The following is a 22,276-nucleotide window of genomic DNA, read 5'->3' as shown; positions in this document are numbered from 1 at the left end:
AAAGATTGAGTTCAACGGTGGAAAGAACTGGATTTCCAATACAGGTGAAGAACTAGCCCCCCAGCGCTCCCTGACAACAGTGCAGACCAAAGGAACACCCAAGCGTAGCCGTAGCCTGCAGCAACCAGGCCCAGCGCCGGCCCTGCCACCCCGACTGCGACGTCAAAAAACAATGAAAGTGCACTGAGCGCCAAGGTTCGGTTAGCCGCCGGGATCATCGCCAGCGTTTCCATGCCTAGCCCTGGATAGACCCACGACACGCCGATGCCAGTTAGGGTGCCCCCTGCGATCACCAGTGTCGGCGACGGTGCCAGCCCGACCAGCAGCAGGCCGCTCGTCTGTACCAGCAGGCAGCCAGCAACCACCGCGTAGCCGCGCAACCGGTGCAGAATGCCCGGCAATGCCAGCCGCGCCACGATGAAACCCGCACCAAACCCGCTCAGACAAAACGCCGCACCCTGCCAACCCAGGCTGTCGAAATACAGTGCGACGAATGCCATGAGCCCACCGTATCCAACCGAGCTGCACATGAGCACCATCCCATTGGGCAGCACCGCCAGCAGTACCCGATGAAAGGCCAGTCGTACCCCAGCCACTATCGGCGCTGGGCGCTTGACCAACGCCATGAACACAAATACCAAGGCCAGCAGAGCACTGCACAACCCGACACTGGCAATGCCGAACGTATTGCCCAGTAAACTTCCCAACGGCGCGCCAACCGCCACACCGCCATAGGCCGCGATGCCGTTCCAAGACATCACCTTGGCGGTGCTGGGCACACCGTTCAGGCCAATCGCCCAGGTACAGCAGGGCGTGGAGATCATGGCGGTACACAGACCTAAGATGATCCTGCCCAGCACCAGAAGCACCAGGCACAGCGACACTGGAGCCAGCAGCGTAAGCGCAAGCCAGGTCAACAGGCCGCTAGCGATCAGGCCACCGAGCCCGCACAGCACCGAGCACCTGGCCCCAAAGCGGTCCGCCACGCTGCCAGCCAGCGGCCGTGCAAGCAATGTAGCAACGTACTGCACACCGATCACAGCGCCGGCCAGCACCGCGCCCAAGCCGAGGTCATGAAGCACGAAGCCCGGCAGCACCGCCAGCGGCAAGCCGCTGCATATGTACCCGATGAAGTTGAAGCAGATGATCGAAAGGATCTGCGCATTAGGATGCGCCGGCCTACTGACCGCTGTAGTATCCCAGCGCAACCACATACCCGTTTACCCGCTGCAATAAGGTTTTCTTGAACTCGTTCTGCCCAGTGATGGGGTTGCGCCACAGGTAGTCGAGTTCACCGGTTTCATGCTGTTGCATTTGCCGCAACATAGCCTCGCCAATCGGCTGGCCATCGGTGGAACGCAGCGACTTGAAATCCGTACCGATCAGGCGCGGCAGGAAGCCATGGGCAACGAAGCGCTGGCTCTTGATGTCCACCACGAAGGCATACAGGTCACCCTGAGTGAGCTCTTTGTCGTGCTGGTTGATGAGGGCAAAGGCCGCGTTTGGGTCCTTGTGCACTTGGTCCACGACCCGCTGCAGCAGCTCACGGGCCTGTTCAAAGCTGGAGCGCGGCATGTAATAGCCCACGGAGATCACCCGCTCGCCCACCCGTTGATAGAACACGCGCTTGCGCTCTACCTTGGCATGTTGCCAGTTCCACCAGCGATACTCGGCGCTGCGCACGGTGCCATCAGCGGGCTGCTCGATAGCTTGACGAAACGCGGCCTTGAGGTCGTCGTCCAGCACGCTCACCACCGGTTTGCCGACCAGCGACACCGATGGCCCGCCGCTGGCCAGCATCACCCCAGAGGTATCGACCACGTAGATGTACAACTCGCCATCGACGAACTCACCCTGGCGGCTGAACTCGGCCAGGGCGTTATCGCCGCTGGCCTGATAACGGGCCACCGCCTTCGCCAGCAGTGCACGAGCGCGCTGGCTTTCAGCATCGTAGACGTCACTCGACGGCGGCTGCGCCATGGCGAACAAGCAAGCAAGACACAAGCAAACACCTGTGAACGCTCGATAAAGGCTCATTGTTTTCATTTCTCCGGTGACCTTACTGGTAGCACTGCCACGCCCTGCCCGTCGGCGCCTAAAGCGTGCGACCGATAATCTCTTTCATGATTTCCGAGGTACCGCCGTAGATCCTCGCAACACGCGCATCGACCCAGGCTCGGCTGATCTTGTACTCGCTCATGAACCCATAGCCGCCGTGCAGTTGCAGGAATTCGTCAAGTAGCTTGCCCTGCATCTCCGAGCCCAGCAGTTTGGCCATGGCCGCCACATCCGCGGGCAGCTCACCGCGCATGACCTTGGCCAGGCAATCATCGACAAATACTCTCAGCATGGTGAACTGAGCCTTTGCTTCGGCGAGCTTGAACCGGGTGTTCTGGAAATCCAGCACCGGCTTGCCGAATACCTTCCGCTCCCGGGTGTACTCGATCGTCTCTTCCAGTAGCGTCTGGATCGACTGGGCGGCGCGAATCGCGATGATCAGGCGCTCCCATGCCAATTGATGAGTCAGGTACTTGAAGCCCTGCCCCTCCTCTCCGAGCCGATTGCTGGAAGGCACCCGCACATCGTCGAAGAATAATTCGGCGGTGTCCTGGCCCTTCAAGCCAATCTTCTCTAGCAACCGTCCCTTGGAGAACCCCTGGCACCCCTCTTCGACGCAAATAAGGGTGAGCTCCTTGGCGCTGAGGTCGAGTTTGGTCGCGGTCACCGTCAGGCCTGCATTACCCCCATTGGTGATGAAGGTCTTCTGCCCGGAAACGATATAATCATCGCCCTCCCGGCGCGCCAAGGTCCGCATCGAGCGCAGGTCGCTGCCGATACCTGGCTCGCTCATGGCGATCACACCAATCAGCTCGCCGCTGACCATCCGGGGCAGCCAACGCTGTTTCTGCTCCTCGCTACCGTAGGCGACAATGTATGGGGCAACGATCTCGGAGTGGGTAGTAAACCCCACCGCGGTTGCATTGGCACGCGCCAGTTCTTCGATCATCACCGCCGAGTGGCCGAAGTCCCCGCCAGGCCCGCCGTACTCCTCGGGTACCGTAGAACACAAAAGTCCGGTCTCCCCCGCCTTGAGCCAGACCTCCTTGGGCACAATGCCGTTCTTTTCCCACTCATGCAGGTAGGGCACGATCTCACGATCGACGAACCGGCGCGCTTGTTCGCGGAACATATTGTGGTCTTCACGGAAAACGCCACGCATCTTCAATACTCCAAAATTCCGTCGGTTGTGCCTTTATGCGGTCACCGATCGAGGTAGTCGGGATTTCGCTTTTCGACAAACGCCGAAACGGCTTCTTGATGATCTTCAGTGTGGTGGGCCAGCGATTGGTAAGCCGCCGACAGCTCGAGCAATGAGTCCAGGCGCATGTGCTGCCCTTCGCGCAGCAAGCGCTTGCACAGTCGCAGCGAGTGCCCCGGGTTGCTAGCGATGCGCCCTGCCAACGAACGCGCTTCGGCCATCAAGGTCTCGTGCGCGCACACCTGCTCAACCAGCCCCCATTCCAGGGCCTTGACCGCATTGATGGTATCGCCGGTAAAGGACATCAGACTCGCCTTGGGAACGCCGATGATTCGCGGCAGCAACCAGGCACCGCCATCGCCCGGCACGATACCCAGGCGTACGAAGCTCTCGGCGAATACCGCCGAGGTGGATGCCAAGCGGATATCACACATGCAGGCAAGGTCCAGGCCCGCTCCAATCGCGGGCCCGTTGACGGCGGCGATAACCGGAATGTCCAGGTCGTACAGCGCCAGCGGAATGCGCTGAATGCCGTCACGGTAAGTGTTACGCAGCTCATAGGGCGAGCCTGCGAAGATACCAGCACGCTCGTGCATATCCTTGACATTGCCGCCGGCGCAAAAGGCGCTGCCATTGCCGGTCAGCACCATGACCCTGACGGACTTGTCGCGACGCAACGCGGCGCACAGATCGACAAACTCCTGGATCTGCTCCGGTGTGGTCAGGGCATTGCGGGTGTCCGGGTGGTTCATGCGCACAGTGACGATACCGCCCTCGCGCTCGATCTGAAGAAAAGGGGTCATAGTCAATTGCTCGCAAGGCCGGTCAATGGTTGCTTGCCGTGGTGGGTCAACAATGGCCAGAACCCGTCGCTGCCACCCTGGCAGACTTGTGCGCCCAGGCGTTGGCTCCAGAGGCTGGCCGAGCCAAACTCGCTGCGCCATGCCCACAGCCGTCGGCTGAGCAGGTGAAGCGGGTATTCCTCGGTGAAGCCAATGGCGCCGTGTACCGAATGGGCGATGCTGGCGCCGACACTCGCGGCGTCGGCGGTACTGATTTTCGCTACGGCGATGGTCAATGCCGCGAGCCCGTCGTCGGACTCGCAAAAGGCTGCTTCAGCGGCAATACTGGCAGCGGCCGTCTGTTCGGCCAGTACCGCCAGCTGTTGCTGGATCGCCTGGAACGACCCGATAGCCTTGCCGAACTGCTTGCGCTCTCGCGCATAGTTGGCGGTCATGTCCAGCAACGCATGCAGCGCACCGGCGGTCTGCGCCGAGCGGAGCATCGCGCCGCCAAGTTCCAGGACATCGACACCGAGGCCATCAGGCAGCTGTGCGTGGGCAACTACGCGCGCACCACGGAAGACCAGGTCATCGCGCGGCTCTCCCGCCACGTTGAGGCTGGGGGTGAGTTCGCAGGCCATGCTGCGTCGCAGCAACACCACCTGCGGTGTACCTGCATCGGTGGTGGCGACGGCCACCACGGCATCTACATTGCGCCCCCAGGGTACGGCGCGGGCGGTGCCGCTGACGTGCCCATCGATCAGGGCCAAATCGGCATGGGCGGCGATGCTCAAAGCGCCTTCGTGCCCTTCAAGGCCCGCCTTGCTCAGCAGCCAGTTGGCCAACAAGGCCTCGCCCAGCGGGGCCGGCACCGAATAGCGCCCGGCGGCTCGGACCATTACATAGATATCCGCCCAGCTGGCGCCCGCGCCGCCTAGCGCTTCGGCGGCGCCCGCTAGGGTAAAGCCTGACTCATCGAGTGCAGACCAGAGCTCGGCTGGCCACTCGCCGCCCTCGCAACCAAGCACATAGGCCGGGGTGGACAGATCGGCAAACAGGCGTTCGATCATCGTCTCAAATAATTCGCGCATTATCGCAACTCCAGGCCACGGGCAATGATGCCGCGTAGAATCTCGCGCGTACCGCCACGCAGTGAAAAAGACGGCGCCATTTGCGTCAGGTAGGCCAGCACCCGTGCGTATTCGCTGCCACCGACCTGGCGCGGCTCGGTGTCCAGCAGCAACTGCGCGATTTCCGGCAGTTCCTGTTCGAACACGTTGCCCAGGTCTTTCACGCACGAGGCGGCCCAGGCCGGATGCTCCCCTGCAGCCAGTTGTGCGGTGACCGACAGCGACATGTTGCGCAACGTCAGTAGCCTGGCCGATAGGCGCCCGATCTCCCGTGCCTGCAGGGCATCGGGCACCTTGCCCAACGCGTCGATCAGGCTGGTGAGCAGCGCCATGCAACTGAGAAAGCGCTCTGGGCCGCTGCGCTCGAACGCCAGTTCCGCAGTTACCTGCTCCCAGCCCTTGCCTTCGCTGCCGATCAGCGCGTCGGCGGGTAGGCGAACGTTGTCGAAGAATACTTCGTTGAAATGCTCACCCCCGGCCAGGTCGCGGATTGGCCGGATGGTAATCCCTGGCAGGCTCAGGTCGACGATGAATTGCGACATACCCTCGTGACGCGCGGCCTGTTTTTCGCCGGTGCGCACCAGCGCAATCATGTATTGCGAATGGTGCGCGTTGGTGGTCCAGACCTTCTGCCCATTGAGCAGCCAGCTGTCGCCCTCGCGTAGCGCATTGCTCTTGATCGAGGCCAGGTCCGAGCCGGAATTGGGCTCGCTCATGCCGATGCAGAAGTAGCTTTCACCCCGGCAGATGGCAGGCAGATAGCGCTGCTTCTGCTGCTCGGTACCGAAGCGGTTGATAAGCGGCCCGCTCTGGCGGTCGGCAATCCAATGGGCCGAGACCGGCGCACCGGCAGCCAGCAGTTCCTCGATGACCACATAACGCGCAAATGGCCCCGCCGCCGCGCCACCGTAGGCTTTGGGCAATGCCATGCCGACCCAGCCACGGGCGCCCAGCTGCCTACTGAATTCGGTATCGAAGCCCATCCAGGAATGGGCACGCAAGGTCGGTGGATAATCGGCCAGATGGGCCTGAATGAATGCCCGGACGTCGGCGCGAAGCGCCTCGGCCTCGGGAGGGATGGAGTTGTAGCTGAATTGACTGATGGCCATATCCGCTCTCTAACGCTGAACACAGGCGCAATCGCCCCGCTTGAGGCGACCACAGAACCGCCCCCTTGCTTCAGCCGCCGATGCGCGACACCTGAAGCAAGGTGGGCGACTTACAACGCGGTTTGCGCGTCAGCCTGGGCGAACATCGCATTGATGTCGCCGGAGGTGACAGGCTTGTTGTCATGGCGTCCATGGTCGGCGCCGCCCAGGCCTAGGGCGGGCTCGATGCTGACGTGTGTGGCCTGGGCCCGCAGCGCACCCACCGTGCAGTTTTCGCGACCGTGGATGGAGAATGGGTCGAAGGAAAACTCGCGCATCGCATTCAGATGGGTGACCTTGTCGATGACGTCCTTGGAGAGGTGTTGCAGCCCTTCCCAGGCGGTTTCCGGCGAGTTGGGCCATGTGCAGTCGGAGTGTGGGTAATCGCTTTCCCAGGTAACCATGTCGGCGTTGAGGAAATCCAGGTTTTTGAGGCCGAAATTGTCCTCAATGAAACAGGTGATGAAGTGCTTGTTGAAGATATCGCTAGGCATCTTCCCGCCGAAGTTGGAGTTGGTCCAGGCGTTGTGATGGCGGTGAGTGAAGTCAGCACGCTCTAGCAGATAGGGGACCCAGCCGATGCCCCCTTCGGACAGGGCCATGCGCAGGTCGGGGAATTTCTTCCACATTGGCGCCCAGATCCAGTCGGCCGCCGAATTGGCGATGGAGATAGGCATGGACGTGATCCAGGCATCAATAGGCGACATGTCAGACGCATGATTCGCTTTCACGCCAGTACCGATATGGCAGCAGATGACCACCTTGTTGTCGCTACAGGCCTTCCACAGTGGGTCCCAATAGTCGCTGTGAATCGACGGGTAACCATGGATGGCCGGGTTATCCGACAGCGAAATGGCATGCACGCCTTGCCGTGCCAGGCGCTCGACTTCAGCGGCGGCGGCCTTCATGTCCCACCACGGTACGATCATCAGCGGGATGAAACGGCCCGGAGCGGCGTTGCACCAGTCGTGCAGGTGCCAGTCGTTATAGGCCTGGATTGCAGCCAGCGACACGGCGCGGTCGCCGTGCACTTGAAAGCGCTGGCCGGCAAAGCCCGGGAAGGTGGGGAAGCACAAGGAGCCCAGTACGCCGTTAGCGTTCATGTCGTCGACACGGTCCTTGATGTTCCAGGTGCCACGACGCATCTGGTCGTAGCCCAGCGGCTCCATGCCGTATTCCTCTTTCGGCCGGCCGACTACCGAGTTCAAGCCCATGTAGCCGGTGGCCTGCTCCTCGAACACCCAGACGTCGCGCTCGCCTTTCTTGACCACATGCGGCTCGCGCCCCTTGAAGCGGGCCGGCATATGGCGGGCAAAGGCATTGGGCGGCTCAATCGCGTGGTCATCGACACTGACGAGAATCAGATCTTCAACTTTCATGGCTATCCCCTTCGCATTCGGGCTTGTTGTTGTGAATGAAGCATAGAGCAGATTCAACTAAAATTAAACACTTTTTTTGTTTGTGTTCATATTTAGTCGAATGCAAGGCTATCAGCGACGACCAGGGGCTGCTTCAATCCCACAGCACATGCAGGTAATGCGGACCGCGCAGCTGCGCGCCTATTATCTGCGGCGCGGGCTTGCTCGGGTCTAGGCGGATGTTGGGCATCAGGTCGAGAATCGCGTTCAGCGCGCAGTTGATCTCGGTCTTGGCCACGAATTGGCCGATGCACATATGCGGACCGAAGCCGAAGCCGAACGAAGGCTTCGGTTTGCGATCGATGTCGAATACGTCGGGGTGTTCGAAGGCGTCTTCGTCGCGGTTTGCGGAGCTGACAATGCACTGCACCATCGCCCCTTGCGGGATAGGTACACCGCGGATCTGCAGGTCTTTGGCGGCCTGGCGCACCTTGAAGGTAGCCACGGGCTCGAAGCGCACTGCTTCATCGATGGCCTTGTTCACCAGGCTGCGGTCATTGCGCACCCGCTCCAGTACTTCAGGGTGCTGGAGCAGGAGCGACATCAGGGTGCCGAAGGTACGGGTGGTGGTTTCACTGGCCGCCGGCAGCAGCGAACGCACGAAGGTCGCGATTTCATGATCGTCCAGGGATCGGCCCTGGTACTCGGCCTGGATCAGGCGACTGATGAGGTCGTCGCCCGTACCGCCCTGCGCGCGGCGATCGGCTACTACGTCCTTGACCACGTCATACAACGCCTGTGCGGCGTGCATCGCCGCGCCACGCGCCGCCGCGGCCTTCTCCGGGTCAACCTGAGGACCCGCCAGGATCGCCAACGCCCAGGCCGCGTACTGCTCGATCTGCTCCGGCCGGTCTTCCGGGAAACCGATCAGCGAATAGATCACACGGATGGGGAAATACAGCGCGAAGTCCATCAAGTCGGCCGACTTTGCCGGCACCATGGGCTTGAGGTACTCCTCACGAATCACCCGGTCAATCCTGGTTTCTTTCCAGCGATTGACGGTATCGGGCATGAACACCGGTTGCAGCAGGCTGCGGATGTTCTTGTGCGCCTCGCCATCCATCGCGGTCAGTATCAAACCGTCGAAAAAGGCGCCCAGACCCTCGGCGATAAAGCCGCTGGTGAAGTTGCCAGCATCGCGCATCACAGCCATCACGTCGTCGTACTTGAACAATGTGAAGGTAGGCCGTGCGGCGTCCAGCCCGGCGATGGATGGCACCCCGAGGCGCGCCATGAAGTTGTCTTGCAGTACAGGGGAATTGGCGCGCATGTCGCGATAGGTCGCATGCAGGTCGATATCATTGGTACCACGGTAATTGCTGGCTACGTCGGAAAATGCCTTGGTCAGATCGCTTTGTGCCGGTGTGGACATGATCATCTCCGGTTTTATTGTCATTATTTTTAATGAGTTTTTGGTATGGGCCCTCTATGGGGTTTGATGCTAGGCCCTACTCGAGTACAAATGAACAAATACTGGTTTTATGGATACTAAAATTGATTCATGTCCGCCTTTAATACGCTTGCTGCACCAGCGTCATACGCCCGCCCGCCAGCATCAGAGCGCAGTACATACCCAATTCAGCTATCTGTGCGGCAGAAAAATACGCAGCGAGCTGGCTAAAATGCCGGTCGTCGATCGCCAGGTAATCGCTGGCAAACAACTCGGCGTAAGTCAACGCCGCCCTTTCCTCGGGGCTGAACCGGGCGTCGTCGCTCGCCATGCAGGCGATGTCCTGTTCGGTGACGGTGTCCGACTTACGCGCCAGTTGGCAGGCCCGGCAGGTGGTGATGCTGGCGATCTTCAGGCGTACCAACTCGCGTAAGCGCTCGGATAGCTGGCTGTCGCTATGCAGGCACTCCATCAGCCCCAGCCAGGCCAGGGCAGCCGCCGGGCGGTGCGCCCAGACCTGAACCGGGGTGATGGAACTGAGCATGCGGCTGCGCTGCCCGCGGTCGACGGCGTCCCGCAACGCGGGCGGCATGTCGCTCAGGGCAACCAGAGGCAGGCGGGCCACTTCAATCGAGCCGTTCAATGATTGTGGCGGTGCCCATGCCGCCAGCGCAGCAGATGGCCTGCAGGCCGAAGCGGTCACCGCGGCGCTCGAGCTCATTGAGCAAAGTGGTCATCAGACGCGCGCCACTGGCCCCCAGAGGGTGCCCCAGGGCAATGGCACCGCCGTTGACGTTCAACTTGTCGTGAGGCACGCCGGTTTCCAACATCCAGGCCAGCGGCACTGAGGCGAAGGCTTCGTTGACCTCGAACAGGTCGATGTCATCGAGGTTCAACCCCGCCTTTGCCAGCACCTTGTGAGTGGCGGCGATCGGCCCGGTTAGCATCAAGGTGGGATCGGAGCCGACCGTGGTGAAAGCACGGATGCGTGCCCTTGCCCTGAGCCCAAGCTTTTTCGCCGTGTCCGCATTCATCAGCAGAAGCGCGGCGGCGCCGTCGGAAATCTGCGACGAATTGCCGGCGGTGATGCGCCCCGTCTCTGGACGAAAACTGGTCTTGAGGGTCGACAGCTTTTCCCGCGAAGTATCCCGCCGAATGGTTTCATCCCGGTGCAACACACCATCAGGCTCGATCAGGGATCGCTCCTTCAGATCATCGACCACGACCGGAATGATTTCATTGTCGAAATACCCGGCGTCGCACGCAGCGGCGGCGCGCTGGTGGCTAGCAAAGGCAAAATCATCCAGGGCATCGCGGGTGAGCGACCATTTGTCGACGATCCGCTCGGCCGCTTCACCTTGGCTGGTCAACTCATAGTGCTGCGCCGCCATCCAGCCGAAGGCCTCACCATGTAGGTCACGGTTGCTGCCCATAGGTACGCGGCTCATGTTTTCCGCGCCACCTGCCACGACAACCTGCGCCGCACCGCTGGCAATTGCGCCAGCGGCCAGATGCACCGCCACTTCACCCGAGCCGCATTTGCGGTCGATAGTCAGGCCGGGAATGCCGACCGGCCAGCCAGCCCCCAACAGCGCGGTGCGAGCAATATTGGCCGACTGCTCGCCTATCTGGGTCACGCAGCCGAATATCACATCTTCGACTTTTTCGGGAGCAACATCGACACGCTCGAGCAAGCGACTGATTACCAGCGAGCCTAGATGGTCGGCGCGCACGCCCGCCAGGCTGCCGCGAAACCTGCCAATGGCAGTACGCACCGCATCAACGATGACGACGTCGCTCATAGTGCACTCGCCTTGAGCCCGGACCCCGGGACCTGCTTGCCATCAACATAGCGATACACGCCCTGCCCTGTCTTGCGTCCGAGGCGGCCGGCCGCAACCATCTTGATGATCAGGGGGCAGGGACGGAACTTCTCGCCCAACGTCTGGTGCAAATAGCGCAATACCGAAAGCCGCGTGTCCCAGCCAGTCAGGTCACCCAGCTCCAACGGTCCCATCGGGTGATTGAAGCCCAACCGTAATGCGGTATCGATGTCCTCTGCGGTAGCGGTGCCTTCCTGCAGCATCCACATCGCTTCGTTGCCCAACAGCGCCGACATCCGGCTGGTGGTCAGCCCCGGCGATTCATTGACAATGATCGAGGTTTTGCCGATCTGATCGCACAATGCGCGGGTGCGCACCACCACCTCGTCGCTGGTGGCCAGGCCACGCACCAGCTCCACCAGTTTCATCTTGTGCACCGGGTTGAAGAAATGCATGCCGATGACCCGCTCGGCGACATCTACCGACGTGGCGATCTCGGTCACACTCAGAGCTGAGGTGTTAGTGGCAATGATGGCGTCGGCGGCCAGCAGCGGAGCAGCCTGGCGGATGACCGCCTGCTTCACCGCCAATTGCTCGGAGACAGTTTCCACCAGCCAGTTCGCACCGCTGGCAGCTTCGTCCAGGTCACTGGTGGTCAGCAGGTTGACCAGCGAGCGCTGTGCGTGTTCCTCGCCGACCTTGCCCAGGCGCACTCCATCGCCAAGGATTTTTTCGATACTGGCCCGCGCCTGGGTCAACGAAGCCGCATTGGTATCGACCAGAACGGTGACGAAACCGGAATTGGCGAACGCATGTGCGATGCCGGTGCCCATCAGCCCTGCACCCACGACCACTACTTTCTCTTTGTTGTTGGCGTTCATGTGTGGTTCTCGATTAGCTGCGGTTTTTTGCCGACTACATTTCGCAATGTGCCGATGCCTTCGACGCTGGCCTCAACCACGTCGCCCTCCTTGAGATACAGGCCAGTACCCATGCCGACGCCCGCCGGCGAGCCGGTGAACAGGACGTCGCCCGTGGCAAAGCTGGAGCGTTGCTGCACGAAGCGGATCAACTGCCCCACGTCCCAGGTCATCTCCGCGGTGGACCCGTCCTGGCGAATCTCGCCATTCACTTTCAAGGTCAGGCGTAACCGCGGGGAGCCTTGCGCAAACTCGTCCTTAGTGACGATCCACGGGCCGAGGCCCGTGGTCTGGTCCTGGCTCTTGGCGGCGAACAGGTCCATGCCGATGCCGGGCGGCCCGCTGCGCTGCAGGTCACGCGCACTCACGTCGTTGCCGACGGTGTAGCCGAGCACGCAGGCCAGCGGGTTTTCAAGGTCGATCTCGCCCGTGCCGATCACCGCCACCAGTTCAACCTCGTGGTCGAGTTCTTCGGTCAAGGGTGGAAAGCGTATTGGATCCCTGGCGCCGATTAACGCACCGTAGGCCTTGAGGAATGCGACCGGCTGCGCCGGTGCGTTCAATCCGAACTCCACCAGGTGCTTGGCATAGTTGGCGCCCGCCACCACTACCCGATTGATCGGTTCGATCGGTGGAAGCAAACGCACTTTCGACAGCGCCAGCGCCGGGCCGGCGAGCCGGACGGAGCTGATACCCCGCCCAGCCGCCACGCCCGGCGCCCAGTCCCTGAAGTCGCCGGAAATAGGAGTTACCTGATCCTGGGCGACATCTACCACAGCCCAGAAAATACCGACTGCTGGGTGCTCACAGCGTGCCAGCTTCATCAGGCACCTACCTTGCCCAGCTTGGTGGGATCCAGATGCAGCAGGCGGCAGGCGTTCTCATAGCGGATTTTGCGCAGATCGGCATCCGAAAGCTTCAGGCCATGGGTCAGGTCATGACGCACCGCATCGCTGCCGCCAAAGTTGCTGCCGTACAGCACATGGTCGGCACCGATGATATCGACCAACGCCTGGCGCATCGGCACTTCGTGCAATTCGACATCGAAGTAGAAGTTCTTCATGTAGTCGAGCAACGGCTTCTTGTTGTATTTGACGTCCAGGTTCTCGTTGGTCTTGGCCAGACGCCCAAGCTGATACGGCACGTAGCCGCCGCCGTGGGTGATGTAAACCTTGAGGTCGGGGAAGCGGTCCAGCACGCCACCGCAGATCAGGTTCCAGAAGCAGCGACTTTCGTCGTACTGCATGCCGACGATGGCGGTGGTTTCGTAACGGTCGTCGTTGGCGTTCTTGCCCCAGGTGACCGACTGATTGTAGCCGTGGATGAACATCGGCAGGTCCAGGTCGCAGAGGGTGCGCCACACCACGTCAAGCTCCGGAGAATCGAACTCCAGGCCGCCGAAGTTGGCACCACCTGCCACCATGCCCTTGGCCCCCAGCTCGGTACAGGCATAGCGCAGTTCGGCGGCGGCCGCCTCGGGCGCGTTCAACGGCACGTGGGCCCAGAACATCAGACGGTCCGGGGCCGCCGAGCAGTACTCAGCCAGCGTCGTGTTGACGGTACGTGCAAATGGTACGGCGAACTCGGCCTCGGTCCAGTACATGTAGCAGTGCGACGGCACCGAGATTACCTGCAGGTTCTGCCCTGCCGCATCCATCCCGGCCAGGCGGACTTTCGGATCCGCCCAGCGCGCGAAGTACTCTTCAAGCTTGGGGCCGTTGCCAGAACGCACGGCCGCCTTACGCTCAGGCGAACCGAGCCCCAGAATCCATTCCCCCACCCGCAGCTTGATATCGCCATCGGCGTGCTGTTCGAAGAACGGCCCCCAGTGCGGGTGCTGGTTGTAGTAACCCGGATGGGGTGCGTGAGCGTGCAGATCGATAAGCATGTGCAGGTACCTCGAAGTTGGCACTTTTTTGTTGGTTTGCAGCGGGGTGCCTTTGCGTGGTCACGGTCAACCGACGCGGGAAGGGGAACAGCAAGGCTCGCTACTAGGCCAGAGCTTAAAATTAATTTGAGCAGAAATCAAAATTCTGTTCACATTATTTTCAAGCCATCCTGAAACCCTCGAGGCAGAGCCTGCCCCCAACCTAGGAAAGAGGGCTTGAACTGACCAACAAGCGCAAAAATGAGGAAGAGGAATTTCGACAACCCACAAAAAACCCCCGACTGACGGGGGCTTAGGTGTACAGAATGGCGAAAGAAGGTATCAGCGGCGGGTGCGCGAGGTAGACCCCATGATCAGTGCGCCAAGCAGCTTTTTCACGCGTACCGGGAATAGTCGGCGCCCCGCCGCCTCCGGCACCAAGATTTCACTCAACACATAGCGAATGATCATTTCGCAGATCAGCTCCCGATCCAGGCGTACGCCTAGGCGGTCGTCCCAGTCATCAAAGACAATGCCAAGGCCATCCTGAAAACGCACGATCGAGTCGTGGAAAATCCGCCGAAAGAATCCCAGCGCATAGTCTGGCGCCACCACCAGCAGGCGCCGCGCACGGCTTTGCTCAAGGTAGTTGTCGAGGTAGGCGAACAATGCGTTCAGCCGCGCTTCCGGATCACTGGTGTGGCCCAGCTCCTGCGACAACGAGGTGTGGAAGCTTTCACGCTTGTGCCGTGAGAAGGTGTCCAGCAGGTCTTCCTGGGAAGAGAAATAGCGGTAAAAGGTCCCGCGCGATACACCCGCGACCTGGCACACATCGAGAATGGAAATGCGATCGGCGCCCGACATCAGCACCACTTCTTCGGTCGCCTTTAGGATGTTGGCGATGGTTTCTTCCGAACGGCGGTTGGGCTTGACCTTATTGACTGCCGCTGCCGGGCCATTGCGCCGCTCGACGGTGCTGACGGCCTTGGGGCCGCTCGCAGGGGCGTCAGGTGCGGCTTTTTTCCTGGTTTTGGCAGCGGCCTTAGGCGCTTCAGCCACCTGAGTTACATTTTTTGGCATGGACTTGCAGGCTCGTGGAGAGTAATGATGAGGCAACGTTAGCACAGAATCTGCGCACAAATAATCGTATATGTTCAACTTTATGCTAAAGACAATTTTTGATTTTGCATTTAGAATCAGGTTCTCTATTTAAAACAAAAACCAGGCAGACCAGCAGTTTCGGGGCCTAAACGGAGAAAATTCATGGGTAGCAGTGGGAATCCAGATACTTGGGCGGTAGGAGAACGAGACACTGTCATTGATGCGCTAGACCGTGCAGTGGCAAGGCATCCGGAGCGAATCCTGCTGGATTTCAGCGGAGAGTTATACACATACGGTGATGTTGATTCACTTTCGACAAGAATGGCCAACGCCCTGGCGTCGCTCGGCATTAAGCCGGGTGAAACTGTACTGACCATGCTCGACAATAATATCGATGCGGTCATCACCTGGCTGGCCATCAACAAGCTGCGCGCGGTAAGCGTGCCGATCAACACGGCACTTAAGGGCGAGTTTCTGCGCCACCAGATCGCTGACACTGGCACCTCGCTGGTGATCTGCGAAGCTGCCTACCTGCAGCGCATCACACCGCTGGCAGAACAGCTGCATGACGTGCGCCACATTTTGCACCGCGGTACCCCCGACAGCGTGCCCGAGTGCGCGATCCGCATTACCGCGCTGGACAGCTATCGCGGCCAGGACGCCACCCCGCTGGCCACTAAGCCGCAACCTTCCGATCTCGCCTGCCTGATCTACACCTCGGGCACCACCGGCCCGTCCAAAGGCTGCATGATCAGCTACAACTTCATGTGTAACCTGGCCCGCCTGCAATTGCGTGCCGGACCTGCTAGTGCCGATGACGTCACCATCACACCGCTGCCGCTATTCCACATGAATGCCCTGTGCGTGTCGATCATCGCCAGCATTCTGGTGGGTGCACGTGCCGCCATCCTGCCGCGCTTTTCGGTGTCCGGCTTCTGGCCGGAAGTGGAACGCTCGGGCGCCACTATCGCCTCGATTCTCGGCGGCATGGGAGGGCTCCTCGCACAGGCGCCAGACAACGAGGCCATGTTGCGCTGCGTCGGGCAGATACACACCGCTCGCGGCAACCCCTATACCGAAGAAACCAAGAAGATCTGGCGCGAACGCTTCGGCACGCCGCTGGTGGGTGGCAACGGCTATGGCCTGACCGAAGCCTGCGTGATCACCTCGCTGGCAGCCGGCGAATATGCAGCGCCCGGCTCCTCGGGCAAACGCATTGCCGACTTCGATGTACGCATTGTCGACGACCTTGACCAGGAAGTCCCCCCTGATACCGCCGGTGAAATCGTGGTACGCCCACTGCGCCCGGACATCATGTTCCAGGGCTACTGGCGCCGGCCGGAAGACACCCAGAAGCTGATGCGCAACATGTGGTTCCATACTGGCGACATCGGCAAGTTCGATCATGACGGCTTCTTCTACTTTGTCGACCGCAAAAAGGACTATCTGCGACGCCGTGGAGAAAACATCTCCAGTTTCGAGATGGAGGCGGCCTTCGGCGTGCATCCTGCCCTGGCCGAAGTGGCGGTACATGCGGTGCCGTCCGACAAAGGCGAAGATGACGTGAAGGTCACTGCAGTTTTGCATGAAGGCGCCACGCTGCACCCCGAAGACCTGTTTCACTGGGCCGTGGAGACGGTGCCCTACTACGCCCTACCCCGCTACATCGAGTTTCGCCCCAGCTTGCCGAAGAACCCACAGGGCCGTGTTTTGAAATACCTGCTGCGCGACGAAGGCAAAACCTCTACTACCTGGGACCTCGAGACTACCTCGATCAGCGTTGCCAAGAAGTAGCCGCTTCACCCAGCACGCGAAAAGCGCGGCACTAGCCGCGCTTTTTTTTGGTTTCAGTATTCGCGCACGGGGATGCCTTTGGGCCGAGAGTTGTAGCCAGGCAGGTGCAGACCGCCGTCGACGTGAATGGTTTCGCCGGTAATGAAGCGCGACATCTCGCTGGCCAGGAACACCACCACCGGACCGATATCGGCCTCAGGCTCGCCACAACGCCCCAGCGGGCGCATGGAAGCAGACATTTCAGCGAACCCCGGGTTCTCTGCCGCCAGCTTGTGGAAAGTGGCGCCCATCGCGGTGGGCGCGATGGCGTTGGTGCGAATGTTGAAGCGCCCCCATTCAGAGGCCGCGCTGCGGGTCAGCCCCACGATGGCCGATTTTGCTGTGTTGTAGTCGCCATGCAGCCAGGCACCGATCTCGATATCGATCGAGTAGAAGTTGATGATCTTGCCGCCCCCGCGCGCCTTCATGTGCGGGAGCGCCGCCTTCATCGCCCACCAGGCTGCCCACACGGTCGAACCCAGTGTCTGCGCGAGCATCGCATCGGTCTTGTCTTCCAGCAACACGTTGGGCGTGGGCGCAAACGCGTTGTTAACCAGTATGTCCAGGCCACCGAACTCGTCTACGGCCAGTTGCACCGCGGCTTCGATATCGGCCTTGCTGCAGACGTCCGTGCGAATGAACACCGCCCTGGCGCCAAGCGCCTTGAGATCCGCTACCACCGCTTCCCCGCTGGCTTCATCCAGTTCTGCGACCACCACCGCAGCTCCCTCTCTGGCGAAGTTCAGCGCGATGCCTCGGCCGATTCCGCCCCCTGCGCCGGTAATCAGCGCGACCTGTTCGTTCAGCAGGGCCATAACCGCTCCTTTTCTTGTTTTTAGTGAACATTAAAGTATTTAGTGTTCAAATATAGCCGATTTCAGCGACCCCTTACACCCTTTGCAAAAGGACACCAGGATGACTGTATTTCGACGCCGCGTAGACATCATTGCCCACGCAGACCACGTTCGTGCGGCCCTGGAAGATGATTTTCACCACTTTCGCGTATGGGCCAGCCACACAGCCGGCCATGTCACGGCCGTCGGTGGCGAAGCGCTGCGCTACCCCTATTCGCTGTGCCCGCAGGCTGGCGACCAACTGCAGGCACTGGTAGGCATGCCACTGGCGCGCATTGCGCATTCGGTCACCCGGCACACTGACGCCAGCCATCAATGCACCCACCTGCTCGACCTGGCCGGCCTGGCTATTGCGCGCGCCGCCCGCGGCGCCGGCGAGCGGCGCTACGAGATCCAGGTCGGCGCACGTATCGACGGGCATACCCGCGCCAGTCTGAGCTGCAACAGCGGGCAGGTCCTGAGCTGGGAAGTGAACGGTACGATGATCGAAGGGCCGCCACCCTTTGCAGGGGTCAACCTTCGCGAAGGGATGGCGCGCTGGGCGCTGGGCACCCTCAGCGAAGACACCGCCGAAGCGTCGCTGCTTCTGCGCCGTTGCACGCTTATATCGATGGGGCGCGCCTACAACCTCGACGAACAAGCCCACGCCGTCAGCAGCGGTCGCTGCTACAGCCAGCAACCGGCCCGCGCCGAACAGGCACTGCGTATGCAGGGCTCGACCTTGGATTTCAGCAACAACCCACAGGCATTGTGCGCCCAGGACCAGGCGTGGCTGCGTGCCATGCCCGGTGACCACGCGGCGTGACAAGCCGCGTGGCCTTTACACGACGCTTTAGAGGAAGATGGCCAGGTTGGGGGTGCCCAGCACCGCCTGGTCCAGAATCACCTCGCGCCGCGCCAGCTTGAACCCGGCCGCCCCCAGGCGCAGCACATCGCGCCGCTCACCGCTGATGATGTCGACGTGGTGGTCTTTGAAACGGCTGCGCGTGAGCAACAGGTAACTGGTGACCACGAACTCGTCAGGCTTCTGCGTTTCCTCCACGAACACGTTGGTCACCAGCCGGCGGGTACGCGAAGGCGGGTCTTCTGCCCAGGCGCTCTTGCCGGACAAGCGCAGGATGCGCCCCATCATCGAGCGGTAGTCGTCGTGGTAGTGCTGCACGCTGCGCACGATCGTGGTCTTAAGTTCCGAGGCCAGGCGCGTTTGGCGCAGCGGCACGGTGTAAACCAGGTCGGTGTCCAGGCGCTCGGCCCATTCCTGAAGGCGAATCTGGTCGAGCAAGGTGGCCTCCTCGAAAAGGAAGGTCACCACGTCGTTGTAGAGCGCCGACCCCACCGGTACTCGCCGTGTGCCGACCGGGGAGCCAGGCTGGATCTCCTCCACGCCGCGTTGCTGAACCTGCGTCATGAGCAATTCCTCATTGTTGTTCTTCTACTTGAAGGGTGACGAGTTGAGGCGACAGCACAAGGGCCGCTTCGAAAAGCGAGCGACCCCCATGCTCATGCCTCATCCGCGGCGGTCATCAGTTCGTGCCAGTACAGCCACCAGTGCCACTGCGTGTCGTCCTTGGTAAAGCCTTCGTTGACAATGCCCGGGCCGGGCCAGCCTTCAGGCGCACCCGTCTCGTAGCAGGCCTGATACTTGAGGGTGCTCTTACGCCCCATCGCGCCCTTGGCGGCCAACGTCATGTGCGGCCAGGTATCGGAGTCATCCTGCTCGACCATGCCGGAGGTGCCGAATAGTTGAATGGTCTGCTTGAGCATCTTGTCTCGCAGCTCTGGTGGCGCGTCCTTCTCGGCGAACACCCAGTTGACGAACTCCAACTTGTCAGGGCCTTGCGGCACATAGGCGTGCAGGGTCATGGAACCGACGACGCTGCCGTCGGGCTGTGGAATGTAGACAAACCCAAAAAGAATATTCGGGAACATTCCACCCACTTGTGGAGGCATGCTGGTGAGCACCTGCAACTGCTCGTCGCTCAGGTTGCGTGCCAGCTGCTCGACCATCCCGGCGGTCATGCCGGCAGGTGGCAGTGCTTCAAGCTTCTGCTGCACGCTCAGCTCGGCCGGGTCCAGGCCGGTAAGGCGCTTGATCTTGCGGGCTAGGTCGATGCAACGCAGGGCATGGCCATGCGGCGAGCTGATCTCGACACCGATCATTTCCGGGCTCAGGTCGGCGGTTTCACCCTCGCCCTTCTTCGCATAGTTGCCCACCTCGCCCAGCCAGCGGTGCAGGGTCAGGGTGTGGAAGCCGTCCGCGGCGGACTGCTCGCCAGCGGTTTTCCAGTTGGCGTTGACGATGAAGCGCTGAGGCGGACCGAGCACTTCCATGCCCTTGTCGGAACGACAGAACAGCATGTCGTAGTACCACTTAGCGTCGCCCAGAAACTCCTCGAAGGACGGCCCCTCGGTGTTCCAGGTGGCAAACACCAGGCCGCCATACAACGTGACCCGCGCCTTTTTCAGCCCCAGCTCCTCTTTAGGCATCATCTTGCCGTGCATGCACTCGCGCTCCACCGGCGAACCGATGAAATCCCCGTTCGGACGGAATGCCCAACCATGGTAGATGCATTTATGGATCTGGGTGTTGCCGCAATCGGCGGTGGTGATGCGCATGCCGCGGTGCGGGCACACGTTTAAGGTGACGAACACCTCGCCTTGTTTGCCACGGGCGACGATCACCGAGTCAGAACCCAGGTCGCGAACCATGAAGTCCCCGGCGTTAGGGATCTCCGTTTCATGGCCCAGCAGTACCCAGATCTTGCCGAAGATCTTTTCCATCTCCAGCTCGTAGATTTCACGGTCGGACAGCACGCGCATCTGCACTTCGCGAGTGTTGGGATAAATGAGGTCCGAGACCTTGGTTCCATCAGACAATACGGGGCTTGTTCTTGTTAGCATGATTGCCTCCTGCTCAGGGTGTCACGGCGGGCCCGCAACGAAATATAAGACACTTTATTAATTTTTGTACACTTAATTCACGTTCAAAAAAGTAGACCCTTGGCGGTTCAGTGTCAGGCCTCAGTAGCCGCCTTGCGGCCAACCTGGGTGCGCAGCATGCCGATACCGTCGATTTCCAGCTCGACCACATCGCCAGGCTTGAGGTAACGCAACTGCTCCAGGCCACAGCCGTTACCCACCGTGCCCGAGCCCAGGAACTCGCCGGGGTATAGAGTCTCGGAGCGCGAAACATGGGCGATCACGTCTTCAAATCGCCAGCGCATGTCCCGGGTGTTGCCACGCCCCCACTCCTCGCCGTTGACCCGCGCCAACATGTTAAGGTCGTAGGGGTCTCCCAGTTCATCCACAGTCACCAGGCATGGGCCCATGATGTTGGCAGTGTCGAAGTCCTTGCTCTTGGCTGGGCCGAGCATGCCGGGCATTTCCAGAGCCTGGGCATCGCGGGCGCTCATGTCGTTGAAAATGGTGTAACCGACGATGTGCGCGCCAGCGGCCTCACGACTGATGTCCTTGCCTCGCTTGCCAATGTAACAGCCGAACTCCAGCTCAAAATCCATCGCGCAGCTGAAGCTGGGCCACTGGAACTCGTCGTCGATGCCCACCACGGCAAAGCGGTTGCCCTTGTAGTAGATGGGCTGCTTGTTAAAGGTCTCAATCACTCGGTCGTCGGCACGCGTATTCATGGCCTTGAAGGTCGCTTCGGGATCGTCGGTACGCAGCGCTCGGGCACGCCGGGCGGCGGCAAAACTCTGGCGCAGGTGCAGTTCGAAACAGGAGCAATCGCGCATTTGCGGTGGTGGCTGGATCGGTGCTCGCAACTTGACCGCAGAGCGCTCCAGCACAGCCGCCGAGGGCGCCTTGGCTACCAGGGCGCGGGCCAGCTCCAGCGCCGCATCACCGCCTTCGACCAACGCAAGGATGCTACCCAGAGCGGCGCTGTCGCCCCCTTGCATCACCCGATAGGCCGTTTGCAGATCGAGCACCTGGCGGTCCTGGTCGAGCAGTGCACCGGCACGGTCAACGCCATTGGCGTCCGTATAAGTGACCAGCCTCATACCCGACCGCTCACAGGCAATAACGCGCCGGTCACGACGGCCGCTTCATCGGACAATAGGAACGCGACCACCCCCGACAGTGCCTGCGGGGTCACCCAGCGGCTGCTGTCGGCGTCAGGCATGTCAGCGCGGTTGGCTGGGGTGTCGATGATGCTGGGCAATACCGCGTTCACCGTCACGCCACGGTCTTTCAGCTCCTCGGCCAGGGCTTCGGTCAGCCGGGCCACCCCCGCCTTGGAAGCAGCATAGGCGCCCATGCCGGCAGCGGCCTTGACCGATGCCAGCGCGCCGACATTGACGATTCGCCCGGCGCCGGACTGCAGCAGGTAAGCCAGCGCCGACTGGGCGCTTACCACGGCGGTGCGCACGTTCATCTGGTACAGACGGTCCCAGGTGTTCAGGCTGCCACCCTCGAGGGTTTCCCAGGCAAACCCGCCGGCGACATTGACCAGGCCATCGACGCCGCCCCAGTGCGCTGCCACCTGTTCGAAGGCGGCAGCGGCCGACTCGGTCGAGGTCAGATCGACGCCGCCCAGCCGCAGCAGGTTGTGCGTATCGAGCAGGTCGGCAGGTGCCTCGCTGCGGTCCAGAAGGGCCACTCGCGCGCCCTGCGCCAGCAAGTACTTGCCCAGCGCGCTGCCCAAGACACCGAAACCGCCCGTGACGACTACCCTTTTGTCCAGTAATGACTGGGACATAGCCAAATCCTCTTGTTGTTTTACCGCGCGAACGGTC

At 61.1% G+C, this 22,276-nt stretch carries 21 protein-coding genes; 2 read left to right on the top strand and 19 right to left on the bottom strand.

The features are described from left to right. Positions 1-11: 11 nt before the first annotated feature. The 14 genes from ABIB24_RS09645 to ABIB24_RS09580 form a co-directional block, all read right to left on the bottom strand. Positions 12-1,214 carry an MFS transporter gene (locus ABIB24_RS09645; RefSeq protein ID WP_054573056.1) on the bottom strand — a complete coding sequence of 401 codons (1,203 nt, stop codon included), beginning with the start codon at positions 1,212-1,214 and terminating at the stop codon, positions 12-14. Beyond that, positions 1,180-2,037, bottom strand: coding sequence for a cache domain-containing protein (locus ABIB24_RS09640; protein ID WP_046785931.1), 858 nt, complete (start codon positions 2,035-2,037; stop codon positions 1,180-1,182). Before ABIB24_RS09640 ends, ABIB24_RS09645 begins: the two co-directional genes overlap by 35 nt. Before the next feature lie 58 nt (positions 2,038-2,095). Next, positions 2,096-3,220, bottom strand: a complete 1,125-nt coding sequence (locus ABIB24_RS09635; RefSeq protein WP_046785930.1) for an acyl-CoA dehydrogenase family protein — start codon at positions 3,218-3,220, stop codon at positions 2,096-2,098. 41 nt (positions 3,221-3,261) lie between these two features. Continuing rightward, on the bottom strand, positions 3,262-4,062 hold the full coding sequence (locus ABIB24_RS09630) for a crotonase/enoyl-CoA hydratase family protein (protein WP_046785929.1): 801 nt from the start codon (positions 4,060-4,062) through the stop codon (positions 3,262-3,264). A 2-nt stretch (positions 4,063-4,064) separates the two neighbouring features. Beyond that, positions 4,065-5,132, bottom strand: coding sequence for an acyl-CoA dehydrogenase family protein (locus ABIB24_RS09625; protein ID WP_046785928.1), 1,068 nt, complete (start codon positions 5,130-5,132; stop codon positions 4,065-4,067). Next, positions 5,132-6,280 carry an acyl-CoA dehydrogenase family protein gene (locus tag ABIB24_RS09620; RefSeq protein ID WP_046785927.1) on the bottom strand — a complete coding sequence of 383 codons (1,149 nt, stop codon included), beginning with the start codon at positions 6,278-6,280 and terminating at the stop codon, positions 5,132-5,134. Before ABIB24_RS09620 ends, ABIB24_RS09625 begins: the two co-directional genes overlap by 1 nt. A gap of 110 nt (positions 6,281-6,390) precedes the next feature. After that, positions 6,391-7,698 carry an amidohydrolase family protein gene (locus ABIB24_RS09615; protein WP_046785926.1) on the bottom strand — a complete coding sequence of 436 codons (1,308 nt, stop codon included), beginning with the start codon at positions 7,696-7,698 and terminating at the stop codon, positions 6,391-6,393. A 133-nt stretch (positions 7,699-7,831) separates the two neighbouring features. Continuing rightward, a complete protein-coding gene (locus ABIB24_RS09610; RefSeq protein ID WP_046786392.1) occupies positions 7,832-9,109 on the bottom strand; it encodes a cytochrome P450 in 1,278 nt (425 codons plus the stop codon). 139 nt (positions 9,110-9,248) lie between these two features. Continuing rightward, a complete protein-coding gene (locus ABIB24_RS09605) occupies positions 9,249-9,752 on the bottom strand; it encodes a carboxymuconolactone decarboxylase family protein (RefSeq protein WP_169774691.1) in 504 nt (167 codons plus the stop codon). Between the two features lies 1 nt (position 9,753). Next, the gene (locus tag ABIB24_RS09600; protein WP_182328429.1) at positions 9,754-10,929 is read right to left on the bottom strand and encodes a thiolase family protein; all 1,176 of its coding nucleotides are present in this window, start codon (positions 10,927-10,929) and stop codon (positions 9,754-9,756) included. Further along, complete coding sequence (locus ABIB24_RS09595; protein WP_046785924.1) at positions 10,926-11,831, bottom strand: 3-hydroxyacyl-CoA dehydrogenase; 906 nt, start codon at positions 11,829-11,831, stop codon at positions 10,926-10,928. Before ABIB24_RS09595 ends, ABIB24_RS09600 begins: the two co-directional genes overlap by 4 nt. After that, positions 11,828-12,694: a fumarylacetoacetate hydrolase family protein gene (locus ABIB24_RS09590; protein ID WP_060494221.1), complete on the bottom strand. Its 867-nt coding sequence runs from the start codon at positions 12,692-12,694 to the stop codon at positions 11,828-11,830. Before ABIB24_RS09590 ends, ABIB24_RS09595 begins: the two co-directional genes overlap by 4 nt. Beyond that, positions 12,694-13,758 (bottom strand): amidohydrolase family protein, encoded by a 1,065-nt coding sequence (locus ABIB24_RS09585; RefSeq protein ID WP_051095689.1) that lies wholly within the window; start codon positions 13,756-13,758, stop codon positions 12,694-12,696. Before ABIB24_RS09585 ends, ABIB24_RS09590 begins: the two co-directional genes overlap by 1 nt. Positions 13,759-14,079: 321 nt before the next feature. Continuing rightward, the gene (locus ABIB24_RS09580) at positions 14,080-14,817 is read right to left on the bottom strand and encodes a TetR/AcrR family transcriptional regulator (protein ID WP_182328626.1); all 738 of its coding nucleotides are present in this window, start codon (positions 14,815-14,817) and stop codon (positions 14,080-14,082) included. A gap of 183 nt (positions 14,818-15,000) precedes the next feature. Between ABIB24_RS09580 and ABIB24_RS09575 the strand changes: the two genes are divergently transcribed. Then, positions 15,001-16,632 (top strand): ATP-dependent acyl-CoA ligase, encoded by a 1,632-nt coding sequence (locus ABIB24_RS09575; RefSeq protein WP_054573049.1) that lies wholly within the window; start codon positions 15,001-15,003, stop codon positions 16,630-16,632. Positions 16,633-16,685: 53 nt separating this feature from the next. On the opposite strand, the gene ABIB24_RS09570 is transcribed toward ABIB24_RS09575, so the two are convergent. After that, a complete protein-coding gene (locus ABIB24_RS09570; protein WP_046785919.1) occupies positions 16,686-17,486 on the bottom strand; it encodes an SDR family NAD(P)-dependent oxidoreductase in 801 nt (266 codons plus the stop codon). A gap of 100 nt (positions 17,487-17,586) precedes the next feature. Between ABIB24_RS09570 and ABIB24_RS09565 the strand changes: the two genes are divergently transcribed. Beyond that, on the top strand, positions 17,587-18,330 hold the full coding sequence (locus tag ABIB24_RS09565; protein ID WP_046785918.1) for a DUF2889 domain-containing protein: 744 nt from the start codon (positions 17,587-17,589) through the stop codon (positions 18,328-18,330). 27 nt (positions 18,331-18,357) lie between these two features. On the opposite strand, the gene ABIB24_RS09560 is transcribed toward ABIB24_RS09565, so the two are convergent. The 4 genes from ABIB24_RS09560 to ABIB24_RS09545 form a co-directional block, all read right to left on the bottom strand. Beyond that, entirely contained in the window at positions 18,358-18,933 is a 576-nt protein-coding gene (locus ABIB24_RS09560) for an aromatic-ring-hydroxylating dioxygenase subunit beta (RefSeq protein ID WP_046785917.1), read from the bottom strand. Between the two features lie 92 nt (positions 18,934-19,025). Then, positions 19,026-20,426 (bottom strand): aromatic ring-hydroxylating dioxygenase subunit alpha, encoded by a 1,401-nt coding sequence (locus tag ABIB24_RS09555; protein ID WP_051095695.1) that lies wholly within the window; start codon positions 20,424-20,426, stop codon positions 19,026-19,028. Positions 20,427-20,539: 113 nt separating this feature from the next. Beyond that, on the bottom strand, positions 20,540-21,541 hold the full coding sequence (locus ABIB24_RS09550; RefSeq protein ID WP_182328430.1) for a fumarylacetoacetate hydrolase family protein: 1,002 nt from the start codon (positions 21,539-21,541) through the stop codon (positions 20,540-20,542). Beyond that, positions 21,538-22,239, bottom strand: coding sequence for an SDR family NAD(P)-dependent oxidoreductase (locus ABIB24_RS09545; protein WP_046785914.1), 702 nt, complete (start codon positions 22,237-22,239; stop codon positions 21,538-21,540). The genes ABIB24_RS09550 and ABIB24_RS09545 overlap by 4 nt, the downstream gene beginning before the upstream one ends. Positions 22,240-22,276: the final 37 nt, after the last annotated feature.

Source organism: Pseudomonas sp. UYEF17 (assembly GCF_040546125.1).
In the GTDB taxonomy this organism is placed as follows: domain Bacteria; phylum Pseudomonadota; class Gammaproteobacteria; order Pseudomonadales; family Pseudomonadaceae; genus Aquipseudomonas; species Aquipseudomonas putida_Z.
The sequence above is the reverse complement of the archived record's forward strand: the minus strand, read 5'-3'. Positions and strand labels throughout refer to the sequence as shown.

Coding starts and splice junctions, on each gene's coding strand:
- ABIB24_RS09645 (WP_054573056.1), bottom strand. CDS start 1,214: ATGTGGTTGCGCTGGGATACTACAGCGGTCAGTAGGCCGGCGCATCCT.
- ABIB24_RS09640 (WP_046785931.1), bottom strand. CDS start 2,037: ATGAGCCTTTATCGAGCGTTCACAGGTGTTTGCTTGTGTCTTGCTTGC.
- ABIB24_RS09635 (WP_046785930.1), bottom strand. CDS start 3,220: ATGCGTGGCGTTTTCCGTGAAGACCACAATATGTTCCGCGAACAAGCG.
- ABIB24_RS09630 (WP_046785929.1), bottom strand. CDS start 4,062: ATGACCCCTTTTCTTCAGATCGAGCGCGAGGGCGGTATCGTCACTGTG.
- ABIB24_RS09625 (WP_046785928.1), bottom strand. CDS start 5,132: ATGCGCGAATTATTTGAGACGATGATCGAACGCCTGTTTGCCGATCTG.
- ABIB24_RS09620 (WP_046785927.1), bottom strand. CDS start 6,280: ATGGCCATCAGTCAATTCAGCTACAACTCCATCCCTCCCGAGGCCGAG.
- ABIB24_RS09615 (WP_046785926.1), bottom strand. CDS start 7,698: ATGAAAGTTGAAGATCTGATTCTCGTCAGTGTCGATGACCACGCGATT.
- ABIB24_RS09610 (WP_046786392.1), bottom strand. CDS start 9,109: ATGTCCACACCGGCACAAAGCGATCTGACCAAGGCATTTTCCGACGTA.
- ABIB24_RS09600 (WP_182328429.1), bottom strand. CDS start 10,929: ATGAGCGACGTCGTCATCGTTGATGCGGTGCGTACTGCCATTGGCAGG.
- ABIB24_RS09595 (WP_046785924.1), bottom strand. CDS start 11,831: ATGAACGCCAACAACAAAGAGAAAGTAGTGGTCGTGGGTGCAGGGCTG.
- ABIB24_RS09590 (WP_060494221.1), bottom strand. CDS start 12,694: ATGAAGCTGGCACGCTGTGAGCACCCAGCAGTCGGTATTTTCTGGGCT.
- ABIB24_RS09585 (WP_051095689.1), bottom strand. CDS start 13,758: ATGCTTATCGATCTGCACGCTCACGCACCCCATCCGGGTTACTACAAC.
- ABIB24_RS09580 (WP_182328626.1), bottom strand. CDS start 14,817: ATGCCAAAAAATGTAACTCAGGTGGCTGAAGCGCCTAAGGCCGCTGCC.
- ABIB24_RS09575 (WP_054573049.1), top strand. CDS start 15,001: ATGGGTAGCAGTGGGAATCCAGATACTTGGGCGGTAGGAGAACGAGAC.
- ABIB24_RS09570 (WP_046785919.1), bottom strand. CDS start 17,486: ATGGCCCTGCTGAACGAACAGGTCGCGCTGATTACCGGCGCAGGGGGC.
- ABIB24_RS09565 (WP_046785918.1), top strand. CDS start 17,587: ATGACTGTATTTCGACGCCGCGTAGACATCATTGCCCACGCAGACCAC.
- ABIB24_RS09560 (WP_046785917.1), bottom strand. CDS start 18,933: ATGACGCAGGTTCAGCAACGCGGCGTGGAGGAGATCCAGCCTGGCTCC.
- ABIB24_RS09555 (WP_051095695.1), bottom strand. CDS start 20,426: ATGCTAACAAGAACAAGCCCCGTATTGTCTGATGGAACCAAGGTCTCG.
- ABIB24_RS09550 (WP_182328430.1), bottom strand. CDS start 21,541: ATGAGGCTGGTCACTTATACGGACGCCAATGGCGTTGACCGTGCCGGT.
- ABIB24_RS09545 (WP_046785914.1), bottom strand. CDS start 22,239: ATGTCCCAGTCATTACTGGACAAAAGGGTAGTCGTCACGGGCGGTTTC.